The 12,551-nt window shown below is 68.0% G+C and carries 8 protein-coding genes; all 8 read left to right on the top strand.

Annotation, left to right across the window (positions count from 1 at the left end):
• Window positions 1-11: 11 nt before the first annotated feature.
• From AC3A6I_RS01400 to AC3A6I_RS01365, 8 genes are read left to right on the top strand one after another with little or no spacing between them, the layout of a single operon-like run.
• A complete protein-coding gene (locus AC3A6I_RS01400) occupies window positions 12-656 on the top strand; it encodes a phage baseplate assembly protein V (RefSeq protein WP_487541228.1) in 645 nt (214 codons plus the stop codon).
• Between the two features lie 11 nt (window positions 657-667).
• The gene (locus AC3A6I_RS01395) at window positions 668-943 is read left to right on the top strand and encodes a PAAR domain-containing protein (RefSeq protein ID WP_487541226.1); all 276 of its coding nucleotides are present in this window, start codon (window positions 668-670) and stop codon (window positions 941-943) included.
• Window positions 944-952: 9 nt separating this feature from the next.
• Window positions 953-1,360: a GPW/gp25 family protein gene (locus tag AC3A6I_RS01390; protein ID WP_487541225.1), complete on the top strand. Its 408-nt coding sequence runs from the start codon at window positions 953-955 to the stop codon at window positions 1,358-1,360.
• Entirely contained in the window at window positions 1,357-4,770 is a 3,414-nt protein-coding gene (locus AC3A6I_RS01385; protein ID WP_487541223.1) for a putative baseplate assembly protein, read from the top strand. Before AC3A6I_RS01390 ends, AC3A6I_RS01385 begins: the two co-directional genes overlap by 4 nt.
• Window positions 4,760-6,757: a putative baseplate assembly protein gene (locus AC3A6I_RS01380; RefSeq protein ID WP_487541221.1), complete on the top strand. Its 1,998-nt coding sequence runs from the start codon at window positions 4,760-4,762 to the stop codon at window positions 6,755-6,757. Before AC3A6I_RS01385 ends, AC3A6I_RS01380 begins: the two co-directional genes overlap by 11 nt.
• On the top strand, window positions 6,744-8,099 hold the full coding sequence (locus AC3A6I_RS01375) for a hypothetical protein (RefSeq protein WP_487541219.1): 1,356 nt from the start codon (window positions 6,744-6,746) through the stop codon (window positions 8,097-8,099). Before AC3A6I_RS01380 ends, AC3A6I_RS01375 begins: the two co-directional genes overlap by 14 nt.
• Window positions 8,100-8,103: 4 nt before the next feature.
• On the top strand, window positions 8,104-10,206 hold the full coding sequence (locus tag AC3A6I_RS01370; RefSeq protein WP_487541217.1) for a phage tail protein: 2,103 nt from the start codon (window positions 8,104-8,106) through the stop codon (window positions 10,204-10,206).
• Window positions 10,203-12,533: a hypothetical protein gene (locus AC3A6I_RS01365; RefSeq protein WP_487541215.1), complete on the top strand. Its 2,331-nt coding sequence runs from the start codon at window positions 10,203-10,205 to the stop codon at window positions 12,531-12,533. The genes AC3A6I_RS01370 and AC3A6I_RS01365 overlap by 4 nt, the downstream gene beginning before the upstream one ends.
• The last annotated feature ends 18 nt before the right edge of the window (window positions 12,534-12,551 follow it).

Genomic DNA, 12,551 nt, shown 5'->3' with positions numbered 1-12,551 from the left:
GGAGTAGACGCATGAGCGTGCTGTTCGATTTCGGCCTCGATGCCAGCGAAGCACCGGACCAGCGCATCCAGGGTGTCGCGCTGGCGACCGTGATCAACAACCTCGATCTGCTCGGCGAGGGCCGGGTTCAGGTCGCGCTGCCATGGCTGCCCGGGGTCGAGCCCTGGGCGCGCGTCTCGACACTGGCCGCCGGCATGATGCGCGGCACTTACTTCATCCCGCAGATCGGCGACGAGGTGCTGGTCGCCTTCAATCAGGGCGACATCCACGAGCCGTTCATCCTCGGTTGCCTGTGGAGCACGCTCGGCCGGCCACCGGCCGTGCTGCCGACCGATCCGGTGACCAAATCGGCGATCCAGACGCGGACCGGGCAGAAGATCGAGTTCGACGACAAGCTCGGCACGGTCACCGTCAGCAACACGACCAGGATGAGCGTGGAGCTCGGCCCGGTGAATGCGACGATCAGCGCCGGCCTCACCTCGATCACGCTCGATCCGCTCGGCAACGTGACCATCACGGCGCTCAAGAGCCTGACGCTGCAAAGCAACACCATCAACATCAACGGCGGCAAGGTCAGCATCAACTCGACCGGCGCCACCACCATGACCAGCGGCGGTACGTGCTCGATCAAGGGCACCACCGTGATGATCAACTAGGGAGCCCGGCCATGCCCTTCGCCGCCCGCATGCTCGACCCAACCGGCCATCCCGGCATCGTCAATTCGGGTGCGCCGAACGTCCTCATCGGCGGCATGCCGGCCGCTCGGGTTGGCGACGTGCACACATGCCTGATGCCGCCGCTCGCCGGGCCGCACCCGCCGAACGCAATCGTCTCCGGCAGCGCAACGGTGCTGATCGGTGGCATGCCCGCGGCCCGGCAAGGCGACATGACCGGCTGCGGCGCGCCGATCCTTGCCGGCCTGCCCACCGTGATCATCGGATAGGAGCGCGCCATGCCGGACGTCGACGCGAAGGCATTTCTCGGACGCGGCTGGGCCTTTCCGATCGCGCTCGATGCAAGCGGCGAGATCGCCACGGCCGCCTACGAGGAGGATATCCAGCAGGCGATCCGCATCATCCTCAGCACCGAGAAGCGCGAGCGAATGATGCGGCCCGACTTCGGGGCCGGCCTCGGCGCCTTCGTGTTCGAGCCGATGAATACGACCACCATGGCGCTGATCCGCCACCAGGTGGAGCAGGCGCTGATCGAGTGGGAACCGCGCATCGACACGATCACCATCGAGACCGTGCCGACGCACGCCGCCGGGCGGCTCGATATTGCGATCGGCTACCGGGTGCGCTCGACCAACTCGTTCTACAACTACGTCTACCCGTTCTACGTACGGGAGGCGCAGGAATGAGCGAGGCGCCGCCTATCCTCGATGGCCGCGATCGCGAGACGATCCTCGCCGAGATGCGGCGCCGGCTGCCGGGCTACGTGCCGGAGCTGAAGCCGGTGCCGGGTGGGGCGGCGCATGCCTGGCTCGATATCGTGGCGCGCCAGGCCGACATCCTGCGCCAAGGGGTCAACGGCCTGCCCGAGCGCAACCGCCTGTCCTTCCTCGAGCTGTTCGGCAACGGACAACTCCCCTCGCAATCGGCCCGGGCGCCGCTGACTTTCTCACTGCTCGAGACCGCGCAGCAGGATGTCACCCTGCCGGCGCGCAGCCAGGTGGCGGCCAAGGTGCCACCGCCTCCCCCCTCGGTGCTGACCAAGAGCGCTGCCGAGGCGCCGCCCGCCCCGGTTTTCTTCACCGACACGACGGTCACCCTGACGCGCGGCAAGCTCGCCGCCATCTACACGGTCGATCCGGCATCGGACGCCTTTGCGGATCACACGGACAGCGCCACGACGGGCTTCCGGCTGTTCGAACCTGCCGCCCCGATGCCGCACCGGCTCTATATCGGCCACGACGTCTTCCTGAAGCTGGCCGGGCCGTCCGAGATCACGCTGCAATTCGATTTCGGCGGTACCGTCTCGAGCGCCTACCGGCCGATCCTGCTCGACTGGTCCTATCTCAGCCAGAACGGCTGGTTGCCGCTCAAGATCGCGCTCGACTCGACCCGCCGCTTCACCGAGAGCGGCCTCGTGCGCCTGATCAAGGATTTCGGGCCCGATGCCCAAGAGGAGACGATCGGCGGGCGCGAGAGCTACTGGATCCGCGCCGAGGTCTCGACCCGCCGGCCGACGTCACCCATTGTCGGGGCCGCCAGCGCCACGGCGGTGACCCTCGCCGATGTTCGCGACTTCCTCACCGGCGACGTCGTTACCGTCGACGGCTCCTCGCGCAGCCGGATCGCTTCGATGGCCGGCGCAAACGTGACGCTGTCGCCGCCGCTCGGCGGGCTCACCCCGCCCGATACGCTGCGGCTGATCGGCTCGGGTAGCGGGCCGCAGGCAAGAATCGTCGGCGCTGCGGCCGATCGGGTGCTGACCGTCGATGACGCGACCGGCTTCACAGCCGGCCAGGATGTCACGATCGACGGCGTTTCGAGCGCACGCATCGAGGTCGTCACCGGCAACACCATCGGCCTGATGACGGCGCTGGGCGGGCGAGCGCCGCAGGACGTGCTGCGGCTGGCGGACAGCCTGCCGCCACTGCGCCCCGAAGGTACCGACGCCGAAGGGGCATTGCCCAAGCTCGACCAGATCCGGCTGAAGGTCGGGTTCTCCAAGGCCGGGCTGAAGCCCGACATGTTGCTGAACGACATCGGCACGCTCGATGGCGAGAACGTGTTCCAGCCATTCGGCCCGCAGCCGGTCCTGTTCTCGACCATGTACATTGCCGGCGACGACGTGTTCTCGCGCGCCAACGCCAAGGTGCAGCTCAACGTCACCGTACCGCCCAATGTCGCGGCGATCTCGCCGCCGCCCGGCCTCGACTACGAGTATTATGACGGCGACCGCTGGTTGCCGTTCAGGAGCACCGACGAGTTCTTCGACGAGACAGACGCCCTGACCAGGAGCGGGGTGGTGGGCTTCGTCCCGCCGGCCGGCTGGAAGAAGGCGACGGTCAACGGAGAGGAAAAGTTCTGGCTGCGCGTACGGATCGTCGAGGGCAATTACGGGCACCCGATGAAGCTCTCGGTGGAGCCCGACGGCGACACCTACAAGGTGACTGCGGTCGAGGCGACGCTGGCACCGCCCGCCATTCAGAGCATCCGCCTGAGCTACACCTATTTCACCCAGCCCGTGCTGCCGGGCCACGTGCTCGCCGAGAATGATCTCAGCTTCATCGACCATAGCGAGAACGCGCGCTGGCCCAACGATTTCTTCGAGCCGTTCCGGCCGGTGGATGACCGGCTGCCGGCGCTACACCTCGGCTTCACCCACAAGCTGCCGAGCGGGCTGGTCAGCCTGTTCCTCGCCAGCGCCGACCTCGGCGGCGAGACGCCCGAGCCCTCGCCGTTCCGCTGGGAATATTTCGGCGAGCATGGCTGGACCGAGCTGGCCGTCGTCGACGAGACCGATGGCTTCAGGGTCAACGGCACCATCCAGTTCGTCGGACCCGCCGACGCACTCCCGCGCGCCGGGCTGCATGGTGAGCTCTACTGGCTGCGCGCCCGGCTCAAGGCGGAGCAGGCGTTGCCGGCGCGAAGCGTCGCAGGCCTCTGGGCGAACACGCTCTGGGGCATCCAGGGCGAGAGCGTGCAGAACGACACGCTCGGCATCAGCACGGGCGAAGCCGACCAGATCTTCGCGCTGCCCGTGCTGCGCGTGCCGGTGCTGCCGGGCGAGCAGATCGAAATACGCGAGTGGACAGGGCGCGGCAATGCGTGGACCGAGGCGCTCGACGGGGTCGACCCGGCCCTGCTGCGCTTCGACACCGACCCCGCCACCAACGAGGTTACCGGCGTCTGGGTATTGTGGCAGGAGCGACCGCACCTGTGGGATTCGCACCCGGACGACCGGCATTACCTCATCGAACGCACGCATGGCACCGTGCGCTTCGGCGGTCCACCCAACGGCCGGATTCCACCGGCGGGCGCGCGCATCCGGGCGACCTACACGGTGGGCGGATCGGTAGCCGGCGACGTTGCGGCTGATACCATCACGGAACTCCGGACCGGCGTGGGCTACGTGCAGTCGGTGACCAACCCGATCGCGGCACGCGGCGGCACCAGCGTCGAACTGCTGCAGGTCGCCGGTCGGCGGGCGCCGCAACGTTTCCGGCATCGCGATCGCGCCATGGCGCCCGAGGATTATGAGTGGTTGGCACGTGAAGCGACGCCGGAGGTGGCGAGGGCTCGCTGCCTTGCCACCACGGGGGAAAGCGGCCGCATCCAGCGCGGCGAGGTGACGCTGGTCATCGTGCCCTGGAGCCTCGAAGCCCAGCCGCAGCCGGATGCCGAGCTGATCTCGCGGGTGCGCCAGCATCTCGACCAGCGCCTGCCGGCCGGCATCGCGGACGGCCTGCGCATTGTCGGCAGCCGTTACGCGTCGCTGTCGATCCAGGCCGAGATCACGCCGCTGGCACGCGATGGGGCCGCCGCGGTGGAGGCGCGCGTGCGTGAAATGCTCGACGCCTGGCTGCATCCGCTGACCGGTGGCCCCGAAGGCCTCGGCTGGGACTATGGCGCGACCATCTACCTGTCGACGGTGACAAGGATGATCGAGGCAGCGCTCGGCGTCGACTATGCCGGCTGGATCCGGCTCGAGATCGACGGAGCGCTGGCCGGCGACGCGATCCACATTCCGGGGGACATGCTGGTCTCGAGCGGCGAGCATCAGCTGCGCCTGAAGGTGGGAGGGCTCGGCGATGCCGCTTGATCGCCCCAGCCTCGACACGCGCAGCTTCGACCAGCTCGTCACCGAGAGCCGGCGCACCGTTCCGCTCCTCGCACCGAAATGGACGGACCACAACGCGTCGGACCCGGGCATTACGCTGACCGAGCTGGTTGCGGGGCTGGTGGAGCAGGATCTCTACCGCCTCGATCGCGTGCCCGACCGGCAGATGCGCGCCTATCTGCGGCTAGTCGGCATCGAACAGCGGCCGGCGGGCGTCGCGACCGGAATCGTGGCACTGGCCTCGGCGGTGCCACAGCCTCATTTGCCGCGCGGACTGCAGATCGCCGCCGGGACAGTGCTGGTCGAGACGTCGCGGCCAGTTGCGATCACGGCGGCGGCGATCGCGTCCATCGTCGGGGGTGGAGAGGATCTCACCGCGGCCCTGCAGGCGGCCGATCGCGACAGCTTCCCGCTCGGCCGCGAGCCGAAGGCCGGCGACGCGCTGACCATCGCCTTCGATGCTCCGCTCGGCGAGCCGGATATCCCGATCTCCATCGCCATCTGGCGGCGCGATCCGGAGGCCGACGCGACGACCTGGGCAGCCGTGATCGCCGAGTGGCAGGGTGCACGGCGAGATGCGCGCCTGCTCGGCCGGCGGGGCTGCGCCGAGCGACCGCTGCGAGCGCACGACGATGTCGAAGTCGCCTGGGAGTACCTCGATGTAGGCGGCGACTGGCAGCCGCTGCCGAACGCCAGGGACACGACACGAGGCTTCTCGCTTTCAGGCTGGCTGCGCTTTGCCGTGCCGACCGATCACGCCCCCGATGCCGATGGGCTGTACCCGATCCGCGCCCGATTGGTGTCCGGCACATATAGCTGCGCGCCAACCATCCGCGGCCTGCGGCTCAACGCGGTGGCCGTGCGCCACGCGGCGCGCATCCAGCAGCCGGAACAGATGGGCCGCAGCCACGGCCGGGCCGGCGAACGCTTCGTCACGGCGCAAACGCCGGTGGTGGCGGGCAGCACACGCATCGCCTGGCACGATGGCGCCACGGCGCACACGGACTGGCGGGAGGCCCCGACCTGGGACCTCGTCGGCTCGAACGATCGGCGTTTCGTGCTGGAGCGGGAGGCGCTGACCTTCGGCAACGGCCGGCAGGGGCGCGTACCGGGCGCGGGCTGGATGCTCACCGCCGAGTATGATGTCGGCGGTGGCCTCGCGGGCAACCTGGCGGCCGGCGCGTTGCAGAGCATGCCGCCGACCGAGCGAAACACGCTGCTCGCGCCCACATTGTCCGTCGACGGGCTGGCGATCGAGCAACCCTTCGCGCTGTTCGGTGGCCGGGAGGCCGAGACGCTGACCGAGGCCAAGGCGCGCGCCATCGACCGCGTGCAGCGCACCGCCCGCGCCGTCACCGTGGCCGACTACGAGGAACTGGCGTTGCGGGTACCCGGTATCGAGGTGGCGCGTGCCCGCGCCCTGTCGCGACACCATCCCTTGCTGCCGGCGGTGACAGCCAGCGGCTGCATCACCGTGATCGTGGTGCCACGCTGCCAAGGCAGGCGGCCGACGCCACAGCCGGGCTTTCTTGCTGCGGTCGCAGCCTGGCTCGACCGGCGCCGGCTGGTCACGGCGGACGTGCGGGTCGTTGCTCCCTGCTACACCGAGGTCGCCGTCTCGGCGAGACTGCATCTTTCCCGGCGCGCCGATGCCCCACTCGCTGAAGCGCGTGCCCAGGCAGCACTCGCGAGCTTCCTCGATCCGCTGCATGGCGGCCCGGACGGGCAAGGCTGGCCGATCGGCCGGCCGGTCTATCGCAGCGAGATCATGGCCCTGCTCGCGAGCCTGCCGATGGTCGAGGCGGTGACCGATCTCGGGCTCAGCGGCGAGGGGGACGAGATGCCCGGCTGCGACAACTTCGAGCTTTGCGCCGACTGCCTGCCGGTTTCAGGCAACCACCAGATCACCATCGACGCCATCCCCGCGCTGCGGGCGGCCACGAGGAGCGACCGTTATGACCGCTGTTAGCCCACTCGCAGACGCCGCCACCGAGCGACTCAACTATCGCAATGGCCAGCGCATCGAGGCGGTCGACCTCCGGGTCGAGCAGGCCTACCACATCGGCGTGCGGCGCTGGCTAAACCGCTCGCTCTATACGGCTGGCATCGCCAAGGGGCTGGAGGTCAAGCCACACGCCAACCCGCACATGGTCACCGTCATGCCGGGCCTGGCCTTCGACCAGTGGGGCCGCGAGATCATCCTCACCACGGCAACCGAAGTGCTCGCCAAGGGCGCGCCCAGGACGGCCAAGGGCGTGGTGTTCGGCAACTATCTGGTGATCGAGTATGCCGAGGAACGCGGCGCGCCGGGCGCCGTAGAGTGCAGCGACGGAGTCACCGCCCCGACCCGTATCCGTGCCGTACCCAAGATTACCATGCAGGATGCCTGGCCGGGGCCGGAATCGGGAAAGATCCCGCTGGCCCAGATCGAACTCGACGGTGCCTGTGCGGTCACCGACGTGCATATCGGCATCCGGCGCTACGCCACCTCGAGCAAGCCGCAGAAAGTGCGGGCGCTCAGTCTGGAGGGCGAGAAGGATATCAATCCGCAGAACTCCAAGCGGTTCAGCTTCCACATCTCGGGCAGCAATCCGGAAAGCGCGACGCTGTACCTGCAGGCCGACCGGTTCTCGACGCTGTTCTACTCCGAGATCGCCGAGCATACGCACGGCATAAATCTCATCACTGGCAATGCCGGCGCCGCTGGCGGCCATCGGCACGACATCCACATCGGGGAGATTCGGACGAGCGGCGGCGGCGAACACCGCCACGAGATCCGCGCCAATACCGAGGACCATGGTGGCGCCCTCGAGTTGCAGGGCGCCGACGATACCAATGTCGCGCTCACCGGTCCGGGTGGCGTGCTGGGCGGCAATGCCAACATGGAGGTGCTGGTTTCGGGTTGGCATGACCACACGCTGGCCGTCCCTCCACTGCAGACCGAGCCGGCGGGCGACGCGGGCAATCACGCACATGGCGTCAACGGCACTACGGGCGCGCATGGGCAGGGCGGCAGCACCACCGCCCGCCCCGGCGGGTCGCAATACCGCTACTTCAGCGACCTGAAGATCAGGTTCGACGACGAGGACATCACCGACAGGGTGCTGGCCCAGATCAAGGCCCGACGGCCGGCCGGGGAAGACTGGAACCGGTTCGGCAGTGGTCTGCAGGGCCATCCGCTCGTCATCGGCGGCACCGGCGAGATCGACCTGATGCAACTCGGGCTCGACCTCAGCCCACGCGCGCACACGCTCGAGTTCGTGCCCGGCAGCGGCGGCGGCCAGATCCGCTACAACCTTTACATCGAGTGAGACGGTGAACCGCTACCCGACGCGATATGCCCTGCTGCGCGACCGGCGCGACTGGCCGGACTGCACGCTCGATGGCCTCGAGGTGGATGCCGACGGCCGGCTGTCCCGGCGACGCGTGCCGGGTCTTGTCGGGGCGGCAGTCGACCTGCCGGGGCCGTATCAGGTGGCGCCGTCGGGCGTTGCTGTCGCCGGCCAGTTCCACGCGGTGGCCGACACAGGGCATGACGTCGTGCGGCTGTTCGATAACAGCTGCGCGGCGGAATACGTGCTGGGGAGCGGCGGCCCAGGCGGGCTCGCCAAGCTGGCCGCGCCGGCTGGCCTTGCGATTCACGGCGACCAGCTTTGGGTCGCCGACAAAGGTCATGACCGGCTGGTCTGCTTCAGCATCGCGACGCGCGAGGTGATCGCTACGATCGACGACATCGCGGCGCCGACCAGCCTTGCCGTCGATACCGGCGGACGGCTGCATGTCATCGAATCCGGCTCCGGGGCCGTGCGAAGCTTCGATCCGTGGCTCGCCGCCGACGAAGGTTTTGACACGGCCGTGCTTGCAGAAGCTGCCGCACCGGGCCGGATACCGGGCCCGTTCGAGCCGCTTTTCCTCGCGCTTGGGTCCAACGGAATCCTCCATGTCTCAGAACGCTCCAGCGGGAAGATCCTGCGCTTCGATGCCGATGGCGGCTGGCTCGAGCCGTTCGCCTTGCCGGATGGCCCGGCCGGGGCGCTGGCTCTTGCCGATGTGCTCTACGCCGCTGATACCGCCACCGGGCGGCTGACGATGCTCGACCCAGGGACCGGAGCCCTGATCGGCACCGTGCCGGGACTGCATGTGCCGATCTCTGGCCTCGCCGCAGGTGAAGCCGGTGTGCTGGTCAAGACCGGCCCGGACGCTGCGATCGTGACACTCACCCCGCAAGCGGCGCGCCTACCGGTCGGCACCGTCACCTGCGGTCCCATCGACGCCGGTGAGGAGCAGGAGTGGTGGCGCGCCGTCATCGATGCCGACACAGCCGATGGCGCGGTGACGCTGGAGGTGTGGCAGAGCGACGATGCCGGACTCGCGACCGGCGCGTGGATACCGGCCCCGGCCGACAGCACGTTGCTCGCCGGGCTGGCCGACCCGAACCTCACCTCGCGCCGCTGGATCAAGGTGCGGGCGACGCTGCACGGCGATGCCGGTGCCGACGGGCCGACGCTCGACCAGGTGCAGCTCGAAACCCCCGGCGAGCACTATCTCGACTACCTGCCCATGACCTATGGAAAGTCCGATACTGCGAGCGGACTTCTGGCCAGATTACTCGCGCATACGCAGGACCAACTCGCCGGTCTCGAGGCGCAGATCGACAGCATCGCCTCGCTGTTCGCAGCCGATTTCGCTCCGACCGGAACGCTCGACTGGCTGGCCGCGTGGATGGCATTCGAGCTGCCGCAATCGCTGAACGCCGCGGAGCGCAGGCGATTGCTGCCGAAGATCGTGGCCCTGCAGGATCGGCGAGGCACACCGGCCTCGCTGGTATCCCTGATCGAGCTCCATACCGGCGTGCGGCCGAGCCTGCACGAAGCGTTCCGCGACCGGCGCATCTGGATGCTGGATGCCGAAGAGGGGTCGCGACTGGGCTTCGATACCGGCCTGCCGCCGGTCGAGCCCGACGGCATCATCGTCGCCGACCCGCCGCAAGCCATCGAAGCGGGAGCGGGGGATCGTGCCATCGGCTCCTACATCCCCGGCGAGAGCGTGCCGCAGTCTGCCGTCATGTGGGGCCGTGGCCTGTTCGACGACACGGCGCACCTGTTCTGCGTGACCTTGCCCGGCAGCCTCAGATGCGAGCCCGAGATCGCCGAGGCGATCATGACGCAGCTCGATCGCGAGAAGCCGGCGCACACCGAATATGTGCTGAGCGCGGCCCCCAATGGCCTGCGGGTGGGTATGGGGCATCGCGTCGGCATCGAGACCATCGTCGCGCCACCGCCGGAGCCGGCCAGCCTCGGCGACAGTCTGCTCGACAGCGGCTTCATCCTGGGCGGTTCGGCCGAGCGCGAGCACCGCTTCCGCCCAGCCGCTTCCCCTCACAGTTCCAAGGCCACCAAACACGGAGCCTCGTCATGAGCTACCAAACCAGCCCCGAAATGCTGCTCCGCACGCTCACCGAGCCACGACGGAACAACTATTTCTACGGCAAGATGCTCGACGTGCCCCAGCTTCGGCTGGAGCAGGACTACGGCAAGAAGAAGCAGTGGCTGATGAACCGGCTGTCTCTCGGCACCGGAGTGCTGTGCGGCCTGGGAGTGGCGCTGGAGCACGGCAAGCTGCGGGTCGACCAGGGTGTCGCGATCGACCCGCTTGGCCGCGAGATCATCGTGCCCGGCAGCTTCACCATCGACCCGTTCGCGCCCAAGGCGCCGTGCGAGCGTGGCTGGAAGGGCCCCGCGCACGATCCCGCCGCCCTGCCCAAGGGGCCGGCAACACTATGGGTCTGCTACAATGAGTGCCTGACTGACCAAGTCCCGTCGGCGATCTCCGATTGCCACGGGCAGCAGCGGTGCGACGCTGGCACGATCGTCGAGAGCTTCAAGTTCCGCATCACCGAGGGTGCGGTTGCCGGGCCAGCCTTCGACAACGCGTTCTGCGCCCCGATCCACGAGATATTCAAGAAGCCGCCCCAGGGCGGTGAAGGCGACAATGGCGGCCAGACGCCCGTCGATCCGCATGCCGCGCTCTGCGCGCTGCTCGGCAATGACTGCGGCGTGGTGGATGGCCCGATCTGTGTGCCCATCGCCACCTTCAACTATTCGGGCGAGGCGGAAATCGGCGACCTCAAGGTCTGCGAGGCACGCAACCGGGTCTATTCCAACCAGGTCCTGCTCGAGCTGATCCTGTGCCTGATGGCCCGCGTCGAAGAATGCTGCGGCAAGGGGCCGGCCGTGGACGAGATGCTGAAGGTCACCGGCATCAGCTTCAACAATGGCGGCGTGGCGCTGACGATGAGCACCGCCGACCTCCACAATGACCTCATCGGCATGGTGCTGCCGGCCGACTTCAAGCCTGTCGGCATGACGGTGTCCTTCAACAAGCCCATCCTGCGCGAGAGCGTGACGATGGGGACGGACCCGCAGGACATAGTCAAAGCCAGCTTCATCGTCGAGAAGATCAAGCTCAATCCCGTCGGCTACGACATCACCGACGTCATTACCGGCTCGCTCGGTTTCGAGAACGGCGACAAGGACATCACGCTGAAGTTCGACCATGGCGCCCTGAAGCCCGGCCTCTATTTCGGCCAGCTCAACGGCAGCCCGGATCCGGATCACGAACGGCCGGCCATCACCGATGCGACCCATGCGCTCGAACTCGATGCCGAGTCCGCCGCCTTTCCCTCCGGCGACGGCACCGAGGGCGGCTCGTTCGACTTCTTCTTCACCGTCGAGGGTGAGCCGCAGACCGAGACGCTGCGGGTAATGGGGCTCGAGTTCCAGCCCGCCGGGCAGTTCTCGCCACAACGCCTTACCGATGCCGATCTGGCCAACGGGCGCACGGGCATGGTGCTACCGGCGAACTTCTATCCGGTGGGGCTGAAGATCACCTTCAACAAGCCGCTCGATCTCCACAGCATCACGCTCAACCACGATCCGTCCGATCGCGAGCGGCACAGTTTCCAGTTCGACCGCGTGAAGCTCCATCCGGCCCCCGATGAAGGCTTCGACTATGAACAGGTCATTTCCGGCTACCTCGACCATTCCGATGGCGACACCGTTGTCACGCTCAAGCTCGAGCGTGGCGCGATGCAACCAGGAAACTTTCTCGGCCGCCTCTACGGCGATGCCGACCCGATTCTCGAACGCCCGGCGATCGTCGATGCCGCCGAGCACCGCGGGCTCGATGGCGAGCCCGATAAGCTGCCGTCCGGACGCGGCGACGACGGCGGCCTCTTCTCGTTCTGGGTCACACTGGAAGCAGAGGCGGTCGAGACCCTGCGGGTGACAGAGGTCGAGACGCTGCGTGTCGACGATCCGTCGCAGCCGCATCTCGAAAAGCCGTCCGACGGTTTGGTCTGGCAGCCGTTCTGGGAGCCCCGCGGCGTGCGTGTGCGCTTCAACATGCCGGTTGATGTCGAGGGCCTCGTCGTCGCGCTCGAGGACCAGGAGATCGAGCAGTCGAACATCGTCGTGGCCAAGTCCCGCGACGGCATCAGCCTCGACGGGGTCGTCCCATGCAAGGTCACGCCCGAGGATGAGAAGACCATCCTGATCGAGACCCACCAGGGCGTGTTTCGCACCGGCCGCTATGTCGTCCTGCTGCGGGCCGACCTCGGCGAGCGCTACCGGCCGATCATGGCGCGGGACACCGGCTCTCCGCTCGATGGCGAGCCTGACGCGCTGCCCTCGGGCAACGGCGCCGAAGGCGGCACGTTCCGCTTCCCCATCGTCGTGAGGAGGTGACGCGATGAATCCCACGAG

It is taken from the genome of Devosia sp. Soil_C_22, from assembly GCF_057657195.1.
The sequence above is the reverse complement of the archived record's forward strand: the minus strand, read 5'-3'. Positions and strand labels throughout refer to the sequence as shown.